This window comes from Methanosarcina barkeri str. Wiesmoor, from assembly GCF_000969985.1.
Classification (GTDB): Archaea; Halobacteriota; Methanosarcinia; order Methanosarcinales; family Methanosarcinaceae; genus Methanosarcina; species Methanosarcina barkeri_B.
The window spans coordinates 66,901-88,604 of the sequence record NZ_CP009526.1; the positions used below are offsets into that span (position 1 = coordinate 66,901).

Below are 21,704 nucleotides of genomic sequence, written 5' to 3' on the forward strand. Positions count from 1 at the left end.
GTGTTATAATTGCTGGACAGAATTCAATGGGGGCACGTATTTTCCAGAGGTCTGGAATATGCCCTCACTTTTTTTATAATCCTTACTGTCAATTTTTTTCTGCCACGGTTTATGCCTGGGGGCCCACTCCTAAGCATACTTGGCAGCCAGAATGCAGACTTGCCGGTTGTCATCGATGAAGAGACAAAATACAAGCTTATGGACTACTATCACTTGAACGACCCCCTGCACTTACAGTTTGTTCATTATTTGAGGGATGCAGCACATCTGGATTTTGGTTATTCAATATTTTACAATGTCCCTGTACTTGATGTAGTTCTTGGAAGATTGCCCTGGACACTTCTTCTTATGGGGACTGCACTACTACTGTCTACAATGCTAGGGATTTTTCTTGGGCTGGAATCTTCTTGGAAACGGGGGCAAAGAATCGACAGCTTATTGCTCATCACTTTACCTTTATTCCGTTCCGTGCCAGTATTCTTTTTGGGGACGCTTCTTATTTTCTTTTTTGGATACAGGATGGGTTTTTTTCCTGTTTCGGGAGCCGTGACACCGTATATGGATTATCAGGGCAGCTTATCCGTGGCAAAAGATATCATTTCTCACCTGGTACTTCCACTGACCTGCCTTACAGCTTTTGAGATGCCGGGTACATATTTGCTTGTAAGAAATGTTTGTTCCCAACAGTTTGAGCGTCCTTACATATTGATGGATATTGCAAGAGGCCTAAAAGATAGACATGTTAAAAACCACATTCTTCTCAACTCAATCGTACCTATAGTGAATCAAGTAGCTGCAATGCTTGGATTCATGGTGGGAGGTGCTGTATTCGTCGAGACTATTTTCTCGTATCCTGGAATGGGTTTACTTGTTTATAATTCCTTCATCGAAAGGGATTATCCTGTTCTTCAGGGAGCTTTTGTTTTCATCTCCTTTTTTGTGCTGGCAGGTAACTATGCAGCTGATATCATATGTTCCTATATTGATGGTCGAAGTGGGCAGGAGTGAATATGCACGAGAAGAGTATTTCACAGCGATTAAAAACTCCAAAAGGTATTGCAGGCCTTATAATTCTAGTCTTTTTTATTTTTATGGCTGCTACTGCATCTCTTCTGGCTCCTTATGGGCCTACTGATTTATCAAGTCAGCCTTTGCTCCCTCCAGATGATGCTCACCCACTTGGTACAGATGACGTGGGAAAAGACATATTCACAGAGCTTTTGTATGGCTCAAGGACTTCACTTACAGTTGCTTTTGTTGTATCGTTTGGAGTGCTGGTAATCGGTACTTTTATAGGAGTATTTTCAGGATATATGGGCGGAATCTCTGATAGGGTACTTATGAGAGGAGTTGATATTTTTCTCATGATCCCTGAACTTCCTCTCATTCTCATTCTTGCAGCATACTTGCGCCCAAGCATATGGAATATTATATTCATTCTTATACTCTTAGGCTGGCCTGTAGGTGCAAGGGTTACAAGGGCTCAGACTCGGACTCTCAGGGTATCTGGACATGTAGATTTCGCAAGGGTTTCCGGGGCTACAGCCCCTTATGTAATCAGGAAACATATTGTTCCAGATTTATACCCAATCGTGGTCACTACATTAGTAATGCAGTCTATCCGTGCTATTTTGTCAGAGTCAGGCCTTGCTTTTCTGGGACTTGGAGACCCTTCTTATCCAAGCTGGGGGAGCATGATAAAATATGCAATATCATATCCAATGATATTTTTCTCAGATGCATGGATGTGGTGGCTGCTGCCTGCAGGGACATGTATAACACTGCTTGTGCTGGGATTCGTACTTCTGGGACAGTCTCTGGAAGGTGATTATTGATGTCTATACTTGATATTGAAGAACTTACGGTTGATTTCACCACAAAAATGGGGGTTTACCATGTTCTGAAGAATGTGAACCTCAGGGTTGAAAGAGGAGAAATCGTAGGGTTAATAGGGGAGTCCGGCTGCGGGAAGTCAACCCTTGCAATGAGTGTTCTTGACATAAATAGCCGTAATCGATGTATGTCTGGAAGAATCTGCTTCATGGGAGAGAACCTGCAAAATCTCAGTAAGGAAGAATTTAGAAAATTCAGGGGGAGGCATCTTGGGTTTATACCTCAATCTTCCATGAACGCCCTCAATCCGCTTGTACGTGTTAAACAACAATTTATAGAGACCATCAAGGATCATGTGGATATGCCTGAAAAAGAGATGATTGCTCTTAGTAATGATATGCTTTCCCTGGTATCCATAGATCCTAAAAGGATTGATTCTTTCCCTTATGAGTTTAGTGGTGGACAACGTCAGAGACTTATGATTGCTCTTTCTATGCTTCTATCTCCTGAGCTGATTATTGCCGATGAACCTACCACTTCCCTTGATGCAATGGTACAGTTGCAAATTATAAACCTGCTGGAAAATATGGCACGACAAAAAAACACTTCTTTGCTTGTAATATCTCATGACCTGCACACTATTTCCAGAATTTGTGACAGGATTTACATAATGTATGCAGGGCGAATTATGGAAACAGGCACAAAAGAAGAGATACTGGAGAATCCACGCCACCCATACACACAAAAACTGCTGAGTTCAAGCTTGCCTCTTATGGTCGAGCCTGTAAGGGTTAAGGGTATACCAGGCAGTCCACCATCTTCTCTAAAACTTTACCAAGGTTGTGAATTTCTGGAAAGGTGTGAAAAGAGTTCTGAAATTTGCAGAGAGAAAAAACCTCCTGATTGTACAGGTAATGTCAGAGTGTCATGTCATTTTGAGGGATGAAGATGGGAAAAAATGAACTTGTCAGAGTTATCAATGTTACAAAGGTATTCAAGAGTAAAAGATTATTTAAGGGCAGTTCATTAGTCACGGCCCTTGATGGAGTATCTCTTGATGTCGAAAGGAATAAGATTCTTGGAATCATCGGAGAAAGCGGCAGCGGTAAAACCACTCTGGCTAAATTAATACTAGGTATTCTGAAACCAACATCAGGAGTTATATCTTTCACAGATATTACAGATGTGAATAGTGAAGTAAGGAAACCGACAGTACAGGTAATTTTCCAGGATCCTTATGACTCTTTGAGCCATATGATGACCATCGAAGAAATTGTATCTGAACCGTATCTAATAAAGCATAAAAGCAGGTGTACTCCTGATAAAGTACGTAGTGTTCTTGAATCCGTAGGTTTGACACCTGCTGAAGAGTACCTTAATAAGTATCCTTATTCTCTTAGTGGAGGGCAGCGTCAGCGTGTAGCCATTGCCAGGGCCATAATTACTAACCCTGACATAATAATAGCTGATGAACCCATTTCGATGCTTGATGCTTCCATTGGTGTCGATATTCTTAATCTTATACTTGATATGAATGAAAACCTTGGGATAACATTCATTTTTATCACTCATGACATCACTGCTGCTGCTTATATATGCCACAATATTGCTGTGATGCACTCTGGAAAGATAGTAGAATACGGTTCTCGAAATCAAGTGTTAATACAATCCCAGAACGCCTACACAAATTCGTTACTCTTTGCAGCAGGAGCAAATCTGATATCATCAGAAACAAAAAAGTAAAATCTAGTTAAAAAAGTAAAATCTAGTTAAAAAAGTAAAAGCGAGTTTTAGCCAAACGTTATGTTGATAAGATAAGTGCAGCCAGTTTCAGCCGTATTTTTTTCTGTGTCCTAATTACTTATAAGCCTCAATAAGAGGTTTAACTCCCCTCTGATCTCCAATTTCAATAAGAATTAAAGCTGTTTCAGCTCTTATTTTCGTGTCTTCCGTTTTCAAATTTTCTATAAGGGGATCAACAGCCAATTCTCCCATATCTATGAGAGCTTCTCTGGCGATAGCCCCAAACTCTTGATCTCCCAGTTTTCCTACAAGCATCTTTGCAGTTTCCTGGTCCCTTGTTTTGCTAAGCGCAAGAAAAGCTGCATTTCTAATATTTGCATCCATAGTTTTGTCCTCAAACGCCTGTTTGAGCTTTTCTACAGCTTTTGGATCTTTTATATTCCCCAGGGCTGAAGTTGCCGCTGTCCTGACTTCAAGCTCCTCTTCCTTATCGTTCAATATGCCGATTAAAGTCTCAGTAGAGTTCGTGCTCCCGATTTCTCCAAGGGCAAGGATAGCGCTTTTTCGGACATCAGTGTTTGCGTTCAAGGAATTACTTTTTTGCCCTTCTGTACTCTTTCCGGTTTTCAGGGTTTCTATTAGGGGTTCTACCGCGTTCTCGTTTCCTATTTCTCCAAGCGCAAGAGCTGCACTACTTCTTACTTTGATTCTCTGGTCTCTCAATCTATCTATAATATAGGGTACTGAATTTTCGTCTCCTATTCTCGCAAGCGCAATTGCAGAGCCGCCTTTAACATATTCATTATCACCGTCTTTCATTTCTTTTCTTAGAACGTCTACTGCCTTTTCGTCTCCAATCTTTCCAAGTGCAATCGCTGCACTGGCTTGTGCTGGCGGATAATCTCTCATCAGAATTGCAAGTATGGGATCTACTGCAGCTTTTTCTCTCATTTCTCCAAGAGCCATCATAGCTGCAACTCTTGTGCTTCCTTTGTTGCTTTTAAGAGCTTTAATAAGTTTTTCGGTTTCACTTCCTGGTTCTTCAGGTCCAAAGTCTGAAAGCGCAAAAGGAACATAGAGACTTGAATTCTGTATTTCTGATTTAAGAGCTCTCTCAAAAGCGTTTGTTTCTCCTCTATTTCTCGACCTGGCGGAGTCCATAGCAATAGAATCTGCAATGTACTTTCTTGTGGCTGCATCTTTTTCTTCGATGGCCTGCAGGATATTCTCTGAGAGTCCTTGTTTCCATTCTTCAGCTTCACTTTCGTTTGCAGCCTTATTCGAAGCTTCAATTTTCTCAAAGTTTTCGGAAAGGATATTTTCTGCTCTGTCATCTCCGGTTTCGAGAAGCGCGAGAAGCATGTAACTGTTTATTTCTTCCGAACTAGAATTATTTGACTCGATTTTATCAACAAGACCATTTGCCGCAGGGCCACCAAGCTTCCCAAGCTCAGCTGCAGCATTCAATCTCGCTTCATGGTTGCCGGCTTCCAGCCTATTTGTGAGATTTACGATTGAATTACTGCTTGAAATTCCAGCTCCGGTCTGTGTGTATGTTTCATTTCCCCTGACTTCCATAAACCTATCACTATTTGCAAGAAGCGAAAAAAATATAGAAAGAGTGATAAGTGCAAATAAAAGAGAGACTCTCCATCGAACTCCGGACATTACATTATCTTTTTTTTTATTGTTTATATTACTTTCTCTCTTTATTAATACAGATAGCCCGGGTTTTTAAGGAGAAAGTTTTTTTCATCTTTTTGGCTCAGTTTTTTCTATTTGTTTCAGATTTTTCTCTCTTATTCTGCACCCAAGACCGCAAAGGAGTGATGTAACATCAGCTTCAACAGAATTAGCATCACAATCCCCAAAAACCGTTATCCTGTAAGTAACTCCGAGCCTTTTTGCTTCTTCTCTTTCTTTTTCAGTTTCTATTCTGTTAAATTCTTTATAATCTCCCCGATTAATCCTTTTGTGATCTCCCTGATTAACTCCTTTATAGATATCACTTATTTCGCAGGCTGCAAGCTGTTTGTTAGTATTTATAGCGTTAAGTATAACTTCAGGGTCAGCCCCTTCAGGGATAAGGACTGAAATATCCCTGGTAGAATGTTCAAGGTTTTCTTTTCTCCATTCCCACAATTCGGATTCCGAAAGCATGCGAAGATTTTCAAGCTTGAGTTTTACAAACTTGTTTTTTATATGAGGGGAAGTACCTTTTGATACCATCTTTGTAAGGACAATCTCATCTGGTCCTGCTTTTCCCAGGATGCCTACATGGATTTTTCCGGAATAAAAATGGGAAAAGCCACAGACCTTTCCAACAGAGTTCAGAATGGTCTCGTATTCAGTTATTCTGGAATTAATCAGTTTGTCCGATTTACGCAGGGCATGAGCCGTATCGCCGTACTTACGAGCAGCAGATTTCATTTTTTTCACAAAACTTTCTTCGTCATGGGCTCGCACCAGCCTTGAGAGTTCTTCACATTCCCTGATAAATGCGTCATGAACTTCCAGAACTCCGGGATTTTCCATCTGGATAAGGGCATACAGATAGGGGTTCTGGCCAAGAATCCTGCCTACAAAGTCCAGCATTATGGCGTAGACCGGGCTTACGAATTTTCTAGATTTTTTTATATCGAAATCTAACCTGTCAATGGTCGTTCCTATGGTAATATAGGCGAAGTGGGTAAGCCCCTGTACAACCGAAACAAGCCTGTCGTGTTCGGCTGCCGTAGTAATTTCAACATGTGCCCCCCCTTCCTCAAAAAGCTCTCTTATTACCGGGAACCACTTTTCCGAACGTCCCTTTACAGGGACGAGAATGACAGTTTGCCCTCTGATAGTAGGAATTGTCGGGCCGAACATAGGATGTGTGCCGAGAATTTCCACATCTGAAGGGGCGAATTTTTTCATAGCTTCCACAGGCTTTACTTTAATGGAAGTAAAGTCCATAAGCAGACTTCCAGATTTCATTTTCGGGGCAAATTCCGCAATAGTCTCTTCAGTTACATTGATTGGCACCGAGACTATTAATATGTCACTTTCCGGAACAGCTTTTTCGAGATCCGAGGCAAAAGGAACTCCTAATTTGCTTGCAATCTCTGTTTTCCCACCTTTTCCCCAGACTGTAACTTCGTAGCCTTTTTGCTTGAAAAAACGGGTAAACCATTGTCCCATCTCCCCAGTTCCACCAAGGATCAGCACCTTCGTTTTTTCAGGTTTTTGATCTGTATTGACCTGACTCCCTGGTTTCAGATTAGCACTCAAACCTGCAAAGCCTCCAAAACCGTTTTTTTCATAAGTTCGACTGGAGGTTCGATTCCTGTCCAGAGCTTGAAAGCTTCAGCTCCCTGGTAGACAAGCATTAAGACTCCACTCACAGTCTTTGCGCCTGAAGCTTTTGCTTCTCTTAAGAGCCTGGTTTCCAGGGGATTATAGACAATATCAAAAACAGTAAGGTCAGGGTGGAGATCTTCTGCTGTGGCAATCGCAGTATCTACATTAGGGTGCATTCCAAGAGTCGTAGTGTTGATCAGGATATTGGCATCCTGCAACAAGTTTTTTAATCCGGAGAGCCCTTTCCCAGTTACGTTTCCAGAAAGGGATGCAGCTGAGATATCTTTTGCAAGCTCGATTGCCCTTCCTTCGGTACGGTTTACTATTGTGATTTCAGCGCCATCGGCTGCAAGCTGAAAAGCAATGGATCTTGCTGCTCCACCTGCACCTGTAACTACGATTTTAGACCCCTCCATTTCCACTGCAGAATTCTGAAGTGCCTGCTTTGCTCCTAGTCCGTCCGTGTTGTACCCTTTTATTTCTCCGGTTTCCCCGAAAACGATAGTGTTTACAGCTCCTATTTTTTCGGCCAGTGGGTCCGGTTTTATGCAGTCAAGTTTCAAGGCTGTCTCTTTTAAGGGCACTGTCAGATTCAACCCTCCGAACCCCATAGCTTCAGCCCCAAGAATTGCTTTTTCCAGTTTTTCGGGTTTCACCCTGAAAGCGTGATAGATACAGTCCATTCCAAGGGCTGAAAAAGCTGCATTATGCATTGCAGGAGAAAGGGAATGAGCTATAGGGTCTCCAAATACGCCAAAAACTTGCTTCATTCGAGCAGCTCCAATATCTTCTTTACTTCGTCTACCTGAAATTGCCCGGGCGCGGCAGAAACTTCACTATTAACAGCCGCATATGTCAGGACCGAACCGTAGAAAGGAGCAATTACCCTTGTATGTTTTCCAAGCCTACCCATGGCAATCGTACATACAGCATTTCCTGCCTCCCTGGCATCCAGTGCAACTCTTAACAGGTTAAGTACGTCTCTTCTCGATTGCGGCATAACAGCAAGTTTCGCAATATCTGCCCCTGCCAGAAATGCCTCTTCCAGAATAGTTTTCATTTCCTGAAAAGCCGGAGTCCTTGAAAAGTCATGGGAAGAAACGATTACAGTTTTTCCGTGGGCTTTTGCCGCTTTTATTACCTGGTCTCTTGCTTCTCTCCCAGCAGAGAGCTCTATGTCTACTGCATCTGGCCCGTCTTTCAGGGAAATGAGATTTGTAAGAAGTTCAATTCTATCGGCCTCTTTTCCTTCCCATTTTCCTCCTTCCGTAATTGAGCGATTTGTGAGAATTACCGGAAGTCCGGTTTCGGATTTTACTTTTCTGATTGTTTCTGCAGCTGTTTCCAGGTCCCTGATCCCAAGCAAATCAAGCCGAATTTCGAGAAGGTCGGCCCCCATTTTGGCGGCCTTTCTTGAAATTTCAAGGGATTTTTCAAGGATTACTGCTACAACGGCAGCTTTTTTCTCAAGGTCAAGCTGGCCAATATGAATCATTGTTTGCTCCGGTTTTTGTTTTCTGCTGATGAACGTTTCTTCTTCCGTTTTTGTCTTTCCGCTGATGACCATTTCTTTTCAGGAGTTTTTCATTTAGGAGGTTATTTCTCTATTATCGTTTCTTCGATTTTTTTACCGAAATGCCTGGCTCCCTCTTCCAGGCGAACCAGAACCTCATCTCCTTTCTTGAGTTTGGCGACTGAAATCGGATTTCCGTCTTTTCCAACCAGCTTGATAGTTTCGGCATTTTGCAGGATTGCGCTCAGAGTGCGATTGCCTGCTTTTGCTTCAATAAGCATAAGAGGACGGCTTTCAATCTTGACCCTGCCCACAAACCCTTCTCTCTGCCTCCCTTTTGAATCGATTATTGTTACCGCATCTCCGGTTCGAAGTTCCGAGAGGTAGCGGGTTTTATCTCCAATTTTTATATAAGAGTGAACCGCACCTGCATTTACTCTGAATGGGCGGGCTGCAACATATGGGCTGTCATCGGATTCGGAATTTACAAGGAACATCCCGCTTGCCTGAGAACCTATGAGCATGCCTTCTCCCTTCTGCATAAGATTGCATGTGTCCACACAGACTCTATCTCCCATTCCAAGAGGTTCGACCCGGGTTATAACCGCAGACTCAAGCTCAGTTCTTTCATTTTCCATCTCCCTTGCAGCCTGGATGGTATCTTTAATTTCCTGGATGTTTCCACTGTTAAGAAGGACACCATCTGCTCCGGTTTCAAGGGTCTTGAAAGCCAGCCTTGCTTCTTCAGCATTTTTTACCCCGAAAATTATTTTTACGTCATAACGCTGAAGCTCAGCTATTAGGTTTTCCAGAGGAATAACCTTCCAGTCCGTGCCCGTTACAATCAGGAAGTCGCAGACTTTCCCCATCTCGGCTGCGAATTGCTCGTAGCGTTTGTCCTTGATTATAACATATCCGCCAACAGCTACTTCTTTATCCCTCAGAAGGGTTGCTGCGTTTATGTCAAGAGAACCCTGAGTCTCAAGAGGTAAAGGTTTCGTTCCATCGCCTTCTCCTCTCTTCCCAACGACAATGATCTCAGCCCCGGATTTGTTGTCCCGGCCAAAAGTTGCTACTGGAATATTTCCCAGTTCCCTGACTTTCCCGACATCTCCTGGGTTTACAAGTACACAGTCGGCTCCTGATTCAAGACCTGTCGTAATTCTTTCTTTCTGTTGTTCCCATCCGCCTTCATCGGCTTTTATCCATACGCTTTTCTTCTTCAAAGGCTTCAACCCCGGTACATTTTTTGTTTTTACTCAGGCCTTTTCCCTTTTTTAACTTCTGTTTTGGGTTCCGGTATTGCTTTTCAATATCTAGCTCTCACTTCAACTGCTCGAGGGCTTCTTCTACAGGTCTTCTATGATGTACGATTTCGCAAATGGCCCGGGTGAGTCTAACAGGATCCTTGTGCTGGAAAACATTTCTTCCAATCGCAGCACCTCTGGCTCCGGCTTCCATCGCCCCGTCAATCATCTCCAGGAGTTCTAGATCCGTTGAGGTTTTAGGCCCTCCTGCAATAACTACAGGTACAGGGCAGCCTCTGACAACGTCTCTGAAGCTGTCGGGGTCTCCGGTGTATACCGTTTTTACAACATCAGCACCGAGCTCGGCCCCGATCCTTGCAGCATGCGCTACATTTACAGGGTCGTGCGGATTTGTAATTTTTTTACCTCTGGGGTACATCATAGTAAGGAGAGGCATACCCCATTCCGTACAGTCTCTGGAAATCTTGCCGAGCTGCTCAAGCTGGTCAGCTTCGGTTTCGGAGCCTATATTAATGTGCATGGAAACGGCATCGGCTCCCATTTTTATTACTTCCTCTACAGTACAGACCTGTACTTTGGCATTAGGGTCCGGGCTCAGGGAAGAAGAACCACTTATATGCACGATAAGACCTATATCGTGGCCGTATCCCCTGTGTCCGTATTTTACCATTCCTTTCTGCATAAGGACGGCGTTTGCTCCTCCTTCGGCAACTTTGTTTACCGTGTCAGTGATATTGATAAGCCCGTCAATAGGCCCATCTGAGATCCCATGGTCCATGGGAATAATGACCATGTTTCTGCTTTCCCGGTTCATCAGCCTTTCTATCCGTATCTTTTTACCGATTTCTGCCATTATAATCTCCTTCGAGTGCAAAATGCTCTTAAATTGTTGTTATATCTACTCAGAATTATCGTGCTAGTGTGTGACACATTAGCACACTACACCTATTTAAAGCTATTCCAACTAGCTACGAGACAGGTTATGCACTTTAATAGCAACGGATATTCTTGAACTTTTCTGTATACTAATGTACTATAATGATCATATCTGAAAGTCAACTAGTTGTTATGAGTAAAAGGTATCATTGAAAATACATTCCAGGTCAGAGGAAATATAGATTCAAGAAACGTACAGGACTCGAAGTCTCTTGACTACGAAAACAATTGTCAATTCTAAACTTTGAAAACATACAAGAATTAAAATAGGATAAGACCGGCTAATAGAGTAAACTCAGAGCGTTAGAAAATACAATCATACTAAAACAGGAACTGAAGGAACTATGAAAGAGCTGAAAATTCTTGTTGTTAATAACTACGGACAATTTTGTCATCTTATTCACCGGGCTGTCCGAGACCTTGACATGGACACGAAAATAATTCCCAATACAACGCCAATTGAGGATATCCTGGCAGAGGAGCCGGACGGACTGATCCTGAGCGGTGGGCCGGAAATGGATAGGGCAGGTTTATGTTTCGATTACGTCCGGGAAATCGATCTCCCTATTCTTGGAATCTGCCTCGGGCACCAGGCAATTGCCCTGGCATATGGAGGACACGTTCATTCAGGGAAAAAAGGCGGGTATGCAGAGGTTGAGGTAGAAGTGCTCGAAGAAGACGATATTCTGCGTGGACTCGGACCCAAGGCTACAGTCTGGGCTTCCCATGCAGATGAGGTTGCCATTTTGCCTGAGGGTTTTATTCATCTTGCCCGTTCTGATATCTGTGAAATTGAAGCCATGCGTCACCCGACAAAGCCGATTTATGGTGTGCAATGGCACCCTGAGGTTTCTCATACAGAGAAGGGAGAAGAACTGCTTACTAACTTCCTTGAAATTTGTGAAAAATATTAAGATCGATGTTAATTGTTGACATTAACAATTGGGCTTTGTAGAAATCCTCTAAATTTTGATGTCTTTATTCTTAACTTTGATAGGATTTCTTCATAGTCAAAATGCAAAAAAATTAAAGTCAAATTAGACTTAACATAAATCATGAATGTAAAAGAATTTATTAAGCCAACGAAACAAAAAATCTATATTCTCATTATCTTAATAATAGGTTTGAACATTTTTCCCATTATTATAAAATTCTTTTCCACAATTTTTATCGCCAGGATGCTTGGTCCAGAAAAATATGCAGCTTTCTTGATTTTTAAAAGTACTAATATCCCATACATTCTAACTACAAACGTAATTTATTTTTTATGGATTTATTTAATCGTCTCTATAATTGTAAATATCAGTAAAAAGAAATCTCTGCAAAAATCTTAATACCTACTTAATATCACCTACTTAATATCCTAAGCATGAATTAGTTTAAAATATTTGAATTAGGATTTCTCCATAGCCAACAATCGACATTGTCAATCGATATCAATCTTAGGAACGAAATATCCTGTAAATTTAGTGATTATAAAAGAGAAATAAACGCTATAATGATGAAAAATATCTTCGGGATATTACATCCCGAGTCTTTTCTTCATCATTTTCTGAATGTTGAACTTTCCACCCCTGAAGCCTTTTAGAGCTGTCTGCATGGTTTTGTGGTATTTCAGAAGCTCCCTTACTTCTTCGGGGCTGCAGCCTGAGCCTCTTGAAATCCTTTTGATCCTGGAACCGCCTATGAGCTTGGGGTCCGTCATTTCCTCTTCTGTCATGGAGTCCATGATTGTCTTGTAATTCTTCATCTTGTCACTTGTAGCCTGGAACATCTCATCTGAGAGTTTAACGCCTCCCATTCCGCCCATTCCCAGTGGCAGCATGGACATAATCTGTTTGAGAGGGCCCATTTTGTTCATGGCTTCAAGCTGTTTGTACATATCCTTGAGAGTGAAGCGCCCCTGCATCAGGGCCTCGACATTTACGTCTTCTTCGCTAAGGGTCTCTTCAGCCTTTTCCATCAGGCTTTTAAGGTCTCCCATGCCAAGAAGCCTTGAAATGAATCTGTCAGCTTCGAATTTCTCAAAATCTTCCGGTGTTTCTCCAACGCCGATAAAGGCAATAGGTGCTTTTGTTTCGGAAACGGCAGACAGAGCTCCGCCTCCTTTTGCAGTACCGTCAAGTTTTGTTATGATAACGCCTGTAATTCCTACGGAATCATTAAATGCATGTGCCTGCTGGCTTGCCTGCTGTCCGATACCTGCATCCAGCACCATGAACTTGTGGTCTGGTTTGGCAACGGCGTTGATCTGTTCCATCTCTTCTATAAGATCGGCTTCAAGAGCATGCCGGCCTGCGGTATCCACAATTTTTACGTCGTATTTTTCCAGGGCTTTGAGCCCGTTTCTGGTAATTTCGACGGCATCGGGATTATTTTCTTCCCCATAGAAAGCTACGTTGAGCTTTTCACAGAGAGTTTTAAGCTGGTGATATGCACCAGGTCGGAAGGTATCTGCGGCGACAACTCCTGCTTTGAGTCCTTTTCTCTGGAAGTAGCGAGCAAGCTTTGCTGTACTGGTAGTTTTTCCGCTTCCCTGAAGCCCAACCATCATTATAATCTGCGGCTTGAGCTGAATTTCAGCTCCTTTGCCGATGATTTCCATCAGTTCCTGGTATACAATGCGGATTACGTGCTCCCTCGGGTTCATACCTGCAGGAGGGGCTTCTTTCATTGCACGCTCTTTGATTCTCTGGGACATTCCCATAACAAGTTTTACATTCACGTCGGCCTGGAGCAGAGCCCGCTGGATATCTTTTACTACTTCATTGACCGTACGCTCATCAATTCGCCCCGCGCCGATTAGCTTCTTGAGCGCCCCCTGTAAGGAGTCTCCAAGTTTTTCCATTACCATATGAAAGTCATCCTGCTGATTTTTTGAGGATAAATAAAAAGATACTCACACTTTTTTGACCTTGTGTAAGAGAGTAACCTTCCTTAATAAGCCTTGAGTTTAGTAGCTTAAAATAGGGATAAGTAAATGGATTCCATATATAAATCGGTAACCGGCTATAAAAACGTTGCCGGGTATGAAGATTTGAAACTGTGTTATCTAAAAGGCTCTGAGAAGTGTTAAAACACAAGTTAAAACACAAAAATACAAAAAATCCATAAAAGAGCTTTACTATAGCGGGGGATGGATTCGAACCATCGGTCTACGGGTTATGAGCCCGTCGGGATCTCCTGGCTACCCCACCCCGCTACCGGGTAATTATAATCTGAAAATATGTCAAACCACAAACAAACTCAGAAAAGAGCTTTACTATAGCGGGGGATGGATTCGAACCATCGGTCTACGGGTTATGAGCCCGTCGGGATCTCCTGGCTACCCCACCCCGCTACCGGGTAATTATAATCTGAAAATATGTCAAACCACAAACAAACTCAGAAAAGAGCTTTACTATAGCGGGGGATGGATTCGAACCATCGGTCTACGGGTTATGAGCCCGTCGGGATCTCCTGGCTACCCCACCCCGCTACAAGGTTTTATTTATCAGGCTACTTTGCCTGGGATAACTACCCCAACATACGAGCGATAATTTATATAACTTTCGGTTACTTTTCTAATCTCTTGAAATTTGTCGAGAAATTTGGGTGTTTCTCTGAAGAAGTCCCTCGACTTTTTCAGGCCTTTAGATCTCTTTTTCTTTCCTTTATTTTCCCTGTTCTCTGGTTTTTCTGAAAACATATTTGAAATTCCAAACCCTAAGTCATATTATGACAAGGTGTCTATTCTGCGGAGCTTATTGTGAAGTTAAGTGTGGAGTTTACTGCGAAGGCTATCCTGGAAGCCAGAGGGAAGGAGAAAAGGAAGAATGTGCGGAAATTCTTGGATGTACACAAATCGGCACGTCCTATATCTGCGAAAACTGTCTTAAAGACCTGAAACAGGCTCTTGAATCCCTTTAAAAGGACCAGCTGGAGAAGAATGCATTACCAAGTTAAAAGTTAAAATTGCCCTCTCCTTTACCGAATGGAATGAACAAACCATGAAAAGGGTAGAGGTATTACCGGCAACTCAGACAACCTCAACCTTGAGCATGAAGTGCTCTTCCTCTCCGGTTACTTTCTCCCAGGGTCTTTTATATATTCCAGTTACTTGCTGGCTGCCTTTAGATATGGCTTTAATTTCCCATAAATGAACTCCTCCCGCGCCTATAAGAGGTTGCTTTATTCCTTCAGGCTGCTCTGGAGGATAATATTCTCCTGAGATATTATTGAGTCCCTGGGTCAGATTGAGTTCCCATGAATAGCCTGTAGTCGGATTTTCCTTAAGCTTGAGGTAAAACGTGCTTCCATTTTCAAGACTTGTACTTGTTCCGTTGTCAGCTTCGGTTATTACCTGTTGTTTCGTCGATATAGAACCGGGAGCTTCTTCAAGTAAATTATCTACGGATAGCTCAAAAGACCCGGTTACTCCATTCACATTTACAGTGTAGTTCCCGGCTTTAAGACCCCGAACTTCAAGGGGAATGGTTTCCGTAAAACTCTTTATAGCCTGCGTACAGATCGCATCTTTAGGGCGTTTTGTACTTATAGTGATATTGAAGACATTTCCTTCGCTTTCTTTATTTATTTCGTTGATTTCAGTGCATCCGTCAGGCAGGTAGCCTTTTGCTATCACATGTATCTGTACAGGAAATGACTCAAGGGTCACAATCTGGATACTCTTTACCTTTGCAGTACCGTATATGTAATCTCCCCCAATGGTTCCGTGACTATTGTTTGTTTCTATAATTCCCTGACTATTGTTTGTCGTATTTTCTGATTCAGTTTCGTTCGGCTCTTCTTCAACACATCCGGAAAGAATAACCACAAAGGCCGTAAGTAGAAATGTTGTAATTTTTGTATATTTCCAAAACTTATTATTTGTTCTGGTTTTCATTTTTCCCCTCTTTTTCTCTCGATTCTTATTCTCTATAATAAGTTTATGAAAAGATGAGCCTGTTTGGATTTATCCTTTGCTTAAACTTCAGTTCTGTTCGCAGCTTTATAGGTCAGTTCTCTTTTTTGTTGATTTGAATTGTATTGGAAACTCTCATTTGATCGTAAATTATCAATTCAAGTAGTTCAAAAACTTCAAATTCCAGTAACTAAGAAGCCTCAAGTTCAAGTAAGTCAAAAGCTTTGAATTTCAGCAGTTTAAAAGCTTGATATACGCTTTTAAACAAGCTTTTATAATATTATACTCTATGAAACTTTATATATCTAAATATAAATATATAAAATCTAGTATTAAAGTCCGATTCTTAAAACTCCATTCTTAAAGTCCATCCTTGATTTTTAGCACAGTTTTATATATACTTACCAACTCCATATAATCATTAATAACAGTGTTAACTCTATGTTTTTTGCCCGAAGAATACAGTTTGTACTTTTAAGATTCAGAAAGGCAATTTTTCGCAGTGAAATTGAAAAAATACTTTGAATTGCTATTTAAGGAGGTTCCAGCCTAAGTTCCTGGAAAATATCTAAAGTGAACTATCGCTAAACTAAAGATTCAGCGGTTCTCGATTCATAAATGACCATCAGCATCTCCAACAAGCTTTAATTTGGGTCGAACCGGCCCTACTGAGTTCCGTCCATTCGCTCGCTACGGCTTTACATGAAAACGGACTAGGTACAGTGTATTTATCCAATGCCTTCTGAGCCTGATGATAAACTCTTCAAAAAAGGTTACTTGGTTTTTGCATACCTTAATTTAATATTAGATTAATTCGGTGGTCTATGGAAGGCAATGCATTATGAAAAGTATATTGATAAAGTTGATGTTTATATCCCCTAGTTGATGTTTATATCCCCTGAGCTACAGACTCAGGGGTTTTACGCTTTGCAATATAAACGTAGCATGGAAATTAAAATAAGTGATTAGTGCAGATTTTTTCTTGCCTCGTCTTAAGTAAAGATAAGGTGGTATTTCAGTTGAGAGTTGCAATTATCACACAGGGAGTTTCTAACGTTTTTGAATCCGTTATTGAATCGGGACATGAGGTAGTGGGAATTGTTGAGTGCTCCCGAACAAGAGAACCTAATTCATTCCTTAAAGCTATAGGGGGAGCTTTTACAGATGTCTATTATTCATTCACCTCGAAGCCTTTAAATTTAAAAACCTTCTCTAAAAAACTGGAAATTCCTTATTACTACTTAAGGAAAAGAGACAATGAGGCCTTTAAAAAATGGATGAAGCATTTACAGCCCGATATTATAGTTGTGTATTCTATGTCTCATCTCTTGAAGGAGAATATATTTAATATCCCGAAACTTGGGACTATTAATCTCCATTATTCACATCTTCCAGAATACAGAGGTCCATCCCCTATTTTCTGGGAATATTACGATTATGTCCTTAATCCAGGAGTTACTCTTCATTATATAAACAAAGGCGAGGATACCGGCGATATAATTTTCCAGGACAGGATTCTTATAAGTTCGGGTGAAAAGCTCGAGGAAGTTGTTCAGAAGTTATCTTTAACAGGAATAAAGTTTCTTTTAAAAACAATGGATATCATTGAGAGTGGAGATGTTCCCAGAATAAAGCAGTCTGCAACTACTCCAACGGTGAGAGCCAGAAAGGTTAAATCTAATGAATATAACGAGCTCATAAAATGGGATGAGTGGGGTGTCGAAAGAGTATTTCATTTTTTAAATGGCACTCCTAAGTACCATTACACTCTATTGAAGAAACCCATTTTGTACAAATTTGGGTTCACGATTAAAATTCTGAGTAAAGAAAAATGTAATATTTCCGGATATAAAATAGGAAAACTTTATAAGGAGAATTCAAAATGTTTTTTCGTTTGCAAAAACGGAAAAATATATATTGACGTTACATTTTCACCTGAAAGTTTTCTTGCTCGAATTTACCCTTATATTTGCTGAGCCTGCTCTTTGTAATACAGAATAAGGTCTTCAGTCCATCTCAGAGCTGCAGGCTCAAAACTCATAATAGTTTCCTGGTCAAAAATCCCTTTTGAAGTAAGAAAATCAGCAGCCATGAAGTATTCGGTCTTAACCAGCATGGCAATCTTTATCTCTTCTTTACAGATAAAAAGCCTTCTTTTCTCTCTGGTCAGATAAAGTTTCAGTTCTTCTTCGAAGTCAGTTTTCAGTCTTTCATAGATTTTTTCTGTTACTACAAGGGTTATTCTGGTATCGTTGTCTTTATTTGCTAGAAATATTTCGGAAAAGACCGGATGAAATATTGATGAAAAACAGAGTATCTTTTTTGATTTACTTATGTTATCTTGGAATACGGAAGAAGGCTCAAAAATATTATCGGGGTCAGGTTTAACAAGAAAGCAGAACTTCAATTCATTAAGCCTTTCCAGAAATGCCCTGGGTAATTCGGAGAGATCACGATCCTGCCAGTATTCCGAATTCTCCTCAATGACCTGCAGAGTATCGAGCAAAGGCTCCATCTTTTCGACCAATATTTTCGCAAGAGGCGTTAGCCTGTATTCTCGATCTTCCTGAAAAACTAGATGTTCATCCTTCAGTTTTTTGATTTGGGGAAGCATGCCCGTCGGGTTAACGTTCAGACCGTTTACTATTTCCTCTATCGTTTTCTCTCCATTTTTGAGAAGGAGCAAAAGGTCTTTTCTCTTCTGGGACATAAAAATTAGGTCTATCAAGGCTTTGTCCATTGATTTCACTTTCCGGATCATGCATTTTTGCGAAAGATTCATTTTTCTTCTGTTTTCAGAAAGGTTTTTTGAAGGAACCTGCCAGTTCTACGAGAGATGTTTAAAGATATTTGAAATTATCTTTAGTCACGTCCCTTTAGTCACGTTCTTTCAGTATAACAGGAGTTTGTAATATACTTTCCAAACGTTCATTTTTTAATCGTATCATATTCTTTTTAATTTTATCCCGTTTTTTTTAATTTTATCCTGTTCTTTTTAATCTTTTTCGAGTTATCCTTTGACAAGATAAGAAAACTTAAAGTCTATAATCTAGATTATATAGGTCGAATATAGAGCTTGGAAAGTGATACTTCTTATCTGATAGTGTTGGCTGTGTATCGCAATTTCCAGATCATGGAGGACTTTGCATAAAATCATTCAAGTGTGTGCTTACGAACTGGGATTACATTTATAGTTTGTGCCGAAACATATCTACGGAAATCAAACGTTCTGGATATGAACCGGATGTAATTATTGCGCTTGCAAGGGGGGGCTGGTTTGCCGGGCGAGTGCTCTGCGATTTTTTGGGGCTTGATGACTTATCCAGTTTGAAAATCGAGCATTACATAGGAGACACAGCTATCGATACCGGTGAGCCTTATATTCGATATCCTCTTTCGAACAATGTGATGGAAGGAAAAAAGGTACTTATTGTCGATGATATTGTTGATACTGGAGAAAGTATGCTTAGTGCCAGGGCTTATGTGGAAAATCACAATCCTACTGAAGTCAGGACCGCTTCATTACAGTACTTGGGGAGTTCTAAAATCGACCCCGATTATGTTGGCGAACGGCTTGAGGGTTGGGCCTGGATTATCTATCCCTGGAACTTCATAGAAGATATGACAAGTATCTTGACTAAATGCATGAGAAAAGACCCTAACAAACTCTGGAATCTTGAAGACCTTAAACACAGCCTTTACATAAACCATGATCTGGACTCTATTGTTTTTGAAATCACCCAGCCGGGAAGGCTTCCTGAAGTTCTGGAGGAGATGGAGAGAGTGCGCAGAGTCAATTCCGAAATTATTAATGGAAAGAAGCACTGGAGATTGTTATAAAAAGCTTTATTATAAATCTCTTCCTGAGAGGGTTAATAGCTTACGTTTCTCACTGGAAAACGAAGGGGGCCTTACAGTCTAAGAGCGTGTCTTAAAATTAAATTTGATTCTATAATTGGGACAGGACTTAGGCATTTGAACCTAAAAACAGTGGCATTAAATCGTTAAATGTCTAAATTTGTTACGAAGTTAGAGTATAAAGCAGATTGGTTCGGTAAAACTATCCTGAGAATAGGAAGATTTGAACCATCTTCTAAACTTTGTAACGTTTGCGGATATTATAATTCTAATCTGACTCTTGATGCTAGAGAATGGGAATGCCCTGATTGTAAAACAAAACATGATAGGAACATTAATGCTGCAATCAATATCAAAAAATTCTCACTTCAAGATCAAAATCGTATAGTTATTTGACACTCTTATTGTTATTTGACACTTTTATAGTTATTTGACACCTGTGGAACGCGGGTAAGGGCTTGGGGACTTGTTCTCAAAAGAGAAAGGAATGAACCAAGAAACTTCTCCCTCTAAACTGAGCTGAAAGGTGAAGAATTAAGGGAGAGGTAGTTCACGCTGTAAAATACAAATATACATATCTGTTCAGGGTATCTATATTTTAAGTACCCATAAGGCTATCATTTAGCCACTCTGTATATCATTTAAAATCTCGATTCAGGACACTAAACTGGTCTGAAATCCAGAACACTAAATTGATCTACAATCCAGGACGTGACTGGTCTAAAATTCAGAATACCAGATTTATCTAAAAAACCGAGTACATAATTACATCATTTACAATAAATTAATTCATTAACAGTAAATTAACCCACTATTTATTACCGGTGAATTCATGCCCCATAGATGTACCAGATGCGGAACCATTTTTGAAGACGGAGATTCTGTCATCCTGAGCGGTTGCCCGAACTGCGGTTGGAATAAATTCCTTTATGTAAAAAAAGAATGTGAAGGTTTGGAAAATCAGGAAAGGCTTGCTCTGGAAGAACAAAAGCTGGATCTGGAATCCTCTCTGGATGAAGTTGTCAGAAATATTGATGAGGCTCTTGCTTCTGAGCAGGAAAGTGTAAAGCAGGAACCCGAAGCCGAGAGGGTAACAGATGAAGAAAGAGTAGAGTCCGTAAGAATCCTTGGGCCTGGCTCATATGAACTTAACTTGGACTCCCTTCTTGAAAGAAAAGAACTCGTTATGGCAATCCGGGAAGAGGGGTCTTACGCCCTGCACCTGCCCTCGGTTTTCAGCCAGCAAAAGGAAAACAAAAAGAAAAATTAAAAAGTAGAAATAACTTGGATTTTTCAAAATTTCCCAGAAATTTCTTTCCTGGGTGTTTTTGAGGAATAATTCTGGATAGTCTTATAGAACAAAGCGTAAAAGCCTGTGCTTTTAGCCTGAAGTATATGGTTAGCTTATCCTATTTTTGTTATTTTCAATTGTAAACTTTTTCTTTAATTATTCTTCATTGTACCCAGCTTACATCTTATGTTCCAATTTGTTTATTTCTGGGTATAATAGTTTTTTGTTAGAAAGATTATTCTATAAAGAATCTAAATTTATACTGGATCTTAAAACTTATAATTTTCAATAGTAAGATGGGGTTTTAATGAAAATCAACATTTCCTGTAAAATACTGATATTTGCAGTCTTTCTTGGATTGGCTGTTTTCTCAGGAAGTTTTCTTCTGGTTAACAACGAAGACGATATTTCTGAATGTTCCGGAAAACAGCTTATTGAAATCGTTTCTAACGAAAGCTCAATAAAAGAAATTACAGACTTTCACGAGAATGATATCATTCAGAAAGTAAATCTTCAGGATAACCCTGTTAATTCTCAGGATTACTGGGACGACTCTGAAACTTTTGTTGTAGATATTAAAAAGTTCAAGGAATCGGCTGAATGTGGAAATGTTAATCTTAGGTTACTAGACAGAAATTTTAACATAGAATTTGATGAGAGTTTAGTTCTCAATGAGGGAGATTCATGTCACTACTCCGGGCACATTAAAGGAGTGCCTTACAGTAGAGCTGAATTTTATGTTTATGGTGAGTTTTTTTGTGGCTCAATCGAATTTTGCAATCTGATGTATACCATTGCAGTAACTTCAGAAGAATGGAATGGAAAAACCGTTCACGCAGTATTTTTGATAAACTGGGAAAATGAAAGAAAGAAAATGGAAGATTTGTTGAATCCTCTAAGTTTCCTGTGTGGTTCAGGTTCAACAAAGAATTTGCCAGGAGCGGGTGAAAGCAATAAGCAACTCATCCTTTAGATTCGTGAATGACAATTATTATTTTGTTTACACTCAAGTCCAGTCTT

Annotated in this window: 20 protein-coding genes, 3 tRNA genes and 1 pseudogene; 11 read left to right on the forward strand and 13 right to left on the reverse strand. The window is 40.5% G+C overall.

Annotated elements, in window-relative coordinates; translation table 11 throughout:
• Positions 1-9 precede the first annotated feature (9 nt).
• From MSBRW_RS00370 to MSBRW_RS00385, 4 genes are read left to right on the forward strand one after another with little or no spacing between them, the layout of a single operon-like run.
• The gene (locus MSBRW_RS00370) at positions 10-1,008 is read left to right on the forward strand and encodes an ABC transporter permease (RefSeq protein WP_011305951.1); all 999 of its coding nucleotides are present in this window, start codon (positions 10-12) and stop codon (positions 1,006-1,008) included.
• A gap of 2 nt (positions 1,009-1,010) precedes the next feature.
• The gene (locus tag MSBRW_RS00375) at positions 1,011-1,835 is read left to right on the forward strand and encodes an ABC transporter permease (protein ID WP_011305950.1); all 825 of its coding nucleotides are present in this window, start codon (positions 1,011-1,013) and stop codon (positions 1,833-1,835) included.
• Positions 1,835-2,779, forward strand: coding sequence for an ABC transporter ATP-binding protein (locus tag MSBRW_RS00380; protein ID WP_011305949.1), 945 nt, complete (start codon positions 1,835-1,837; stop codon positions 2,777-2,779). Before MSBRW_RS00375 ends, MSBRW_RS00380 begins: the two co-directional genes overlap by 1 nt.
• Positions 2,780-2,781: 2 nt before the next feature.
• Positions 2,782-3,576: an ABC transporter ATP-binding protein gene (locus tag MSBRW_RS00385; RefSeq protein ID WP_011305948.1), complete on the forward strand. Its 795-nt coding sequence runs from the start codon at positions 2,782-2,784 to the stop codon at positions 3,574-3,576.
• 114 nt (positions 3,577-3,690) lie between these two features.
• On the opposite strand, the gene MSBRW_RS00390 is transcribed toward MSBRW_RS00385, so the two are convergent.
• From MSBRW_RS00390 to MSBRW_RS00415, 6 genes are all read right to left on the reverse strand, one after another.
• Positions 3,691-5,244, reverse strand: a complete 1,554-nt coding sequence (locus tag MSBRW_RS00390) for a HEAT repeat domain-containing protein (RefSeq protein ID WP_011305947.1) — start codon at positions 5,242-5,244, stop codon at positions 3,691-3,693.
• Between the two features lie 84 nt (positions 5,245-5,328).
• Positions 5,329-6,756: a prephenate dehydrogenase gene (locus tag MSBRW_RS00395; RefSeq protein ID WP_048103186.1), complete on the reverse strand. Its 1,428-nt coding sequence runs from the start codon at positions 6,754-6,756 to the stop codon at positions 5,329-5,331.
• A gap of 86 nt (positions 6,757-6,842) precedes the next feature.
• Entirely contained in the window at positions 6,843-7,685 is an 843-nt protein-coding gene (locus tag MSBRW_RS00400; protein WP_011305945.1) for a shikimate dehydrogenase, read from the reverse strand.
• Positions 7,682-8,410 carry a type I 3-dehydroquinate dehydratase gene (gene aroD / locus MSBRW_RS00405; protein ID WP_011305944.1) on the reverse strand — a complete coding sequence of 243 codons (729 nt, stop codon included), beginning with the start codon at positions 8,408-8,410 and terminating at the stop codon, positions 7,682-7,684. The genes MSBRW_RS00400 and aroD overlap by 4 nt, the downstream gene beginning before the upstream one ends.
• A 101-nt stretch (positions 8,411-8,511) precedes the next feature.
• Positions 8,512-9,654, reverse strand: a complete 1,143-nt coding sequence (locus tag MSBRW_RS00410; protein ID WP_011305943.1) for a 3-dehydroquinate synthase II — start codon at positions 9,652-9,654, stop codon at positions 8,512-8,514.
• A 97-nt stretch (positions 9,655-9,751) separates the two neighbouring features.
• The gene (locus MSBRW_RS00415) at positions 9,752-10,549 is read right to left on the reverse strand and encodes a 2-amino-3,7-dideoxy-D-threo-hept-6-ulosonate synthase (RefSeq protein ID WP_011305942.1); all 798 of its coding nucleotides are present in this window, start codon (positions 10,547-10,549) and stop codon (positions 9,752-9,754) included.
• Between the two features lie 427 nt (positions 10,550-10,976).
• Between MSBRW_RS00415 and MSBRW_RS00420 the strand changes: the two genes are divergently transcribed.
• The gene (locus MSBRW_RS00420) at positions 10,977-11,546 is read left to right on the forward strand and encodes a GMP synthase subunit A (protein ID WP_011305941.1); all 570 of its coding nucleotides are present in this window, start codon (positions 10,977-10,979) and stop codon (positions 11,544-11,546) included.
• Between the two features lie 608 nt (positions 11,547-12,154).
• On the opposite strand, the gene MSBRW_RS00430 is transcribed toward MSBRW_RS00420, so the two are convergent.
• The 5 genes from MSBRW_RS00430 to MSBRW_RS00450 all read right to left on the reverse strand — a co-directional run bounded on the left by MSBRW_RS00430 (position 12,155) and on the right by MSBRW_RS00450 (position 14,320).
• Complete coding sequence (locus MSBRW_RS00430) at positions 12,155-13,486, reverse strand: signal recognition particle protein Srp54 (protein ID WP_011305940.1); 1,332 nt, start codon at positions 13,484-13,486, stop codon at positions 12,155-12,157.
• Between the two features lie 273 nt (positions 13,487-13,759).
• A tRNA-Met gene (locus MSBRW_RS00435) sits at positions 13,760-13,834 on the reverse strand.
• A 63-nt stretch (positions 13,835-13,897) separates the two neighbouring features.
• Positions 13,898-13,972: transfer RNA gene (locus MSBRW_RS00440), tRNA-Met, on the reverse strand.
• Positions 13,973-14,035: 63 nt separating this feature from the next.
• Positions 14,036-14,110 (reverse strand) — tRNA-Met (locus MSBRW_RS00445).
• Between the two features lie 15 nt (positions 14,111-14,125).
• Complete coding sequence (locus MSBRW_RS00450) at positions 14,126-14,320, reverse strand: hypothetical protein (protein WP_048102632.1); 195 nt, start codon at positions 14,318-14,320, stop codon at positions 14,126-14,128.
• 29 nt (positions 14,321-14,349) lie between these two features.
• Here MSBRW_RS00450 and MSBRW_RS00455 point away from each other — a divergent pair, with 29 nt between their 5' ends.
• Positions 14,350-14,541 carry a hypothetical protein gene (locus MSBRW_RS00455; protein ID WP_011305939.1) on the forward strand — a complete coding sequence of 64 codons (192 nt, stop codon included), beginning with the start codon at positions 14,350-14,352 and terminating at the stop codon, positions 14,539-14,541.
• A gap of 109 nt (positions 14,542-14,650) precedes the next feature.
• On the opposite strand, the gene MSBRW_RS00460 is transcribed toward MSBRW_RS00455, so the two are convergent.
• Positions 14,651-15,517 (reverse strand): protease inhibitor I42 family protein, encoded by an 867-nt coding sequence (locus MSBRW_RS00460; RefSeq protein ID WP_011305938.1) that lies wholly within the window; start codon positions 15,515-15,517, stop codon positions 14,651-14,653.
• A 1,037-nt stretch (positions 15,518-16,554) separates the two neighbouring features.
• Between MSBRW_RS00460 and MSBRW_RS00465 the strand changes: the two genes are divergently transcribed.
• The gene (locus tag MSBRW_RS00465; RefSeq protein ID WP_011305937.1) at positions 16,555-17,511 is read left to right on the forward strand and encodes a methionyl-tRNA formyltransferase; all 957 of its coding nucleotides are present in this window, start codon (positions 16,555-16,557) and stop codon (positions 17,509-17,511) included.
• Here MSBRW_RS00465 and MSBRW_RS00470 read toward each other — a convergent pair.
• Positions 17,499-18,317, reverse strand: coding sequence for a helix-turn-helix transcriptional regulator (locus MSBRW_RS00470; RefSeq protein ID WP_230669886.1), 819 nt, complete (start codon positions 18,315-18,317; stop codon positions 17,499-17,501). The genes MSBRW_RS00465 and MSBRW_RS00470 overlap by 13 nt on opposite strands.
• A gap of 383 nt (positions 18,318-18,700) precedes the next feature.
• Here MSBRW_RS00470 and MSBRW_RS00475 point away from each other — a divergent pair, with 383 nt between their 5' ends.
• The 4 genes and pseudogenes from MSBRW_RS00475 (at position 18,701) to MSBRW_RS00490 (ending at position 21,657) form a co-directional block, all read left to right on the forward strand.
• On the forward strand, positions 18,701-19,375 hold the full coding sequence (locus MSBRW_RS00475; RefSeq protein ID WP_011305935.1) for a phosphoribosyltransferase: 675 nt from the start codon (positions 18,701-18,703) through the stop codon (positions 19,373-19,375).
• A gap of 171 nt (positions 19,376-19,546) precedes the next feature.
• Positions 19,547-19,789, forward strand: a pseudogene (locus tag MSBRW_RS00480) (zinc ribbon domain-containing protein); the annotation flags it as partial.
• Positions 19,790-20,225: 436 nt separating this feature from the next.
• A complete protein-coding gene (locus MSBRW_RS00485) occupies positions 20,226-20,663 on the forward strand; it encodes a Zn-ribbon domain-containing protein (protein ID WP_011305934.1) in 438 nt (145 codons plus the stop codon).
• A 328-nt stretch (positions 20,664-20,991) separates the two neighbouring features.
• A complete protein-coding gene (locus MSBRW_RS00490) occupies positions 20,992-21,657 on the forward strand; it encodes a hypothetical protein (protein WP_011305933.1) in 666 nt (221 codons plus the stop codon).
• Positions 21,658-21,704: the final 47 nt, after the last annotated feature.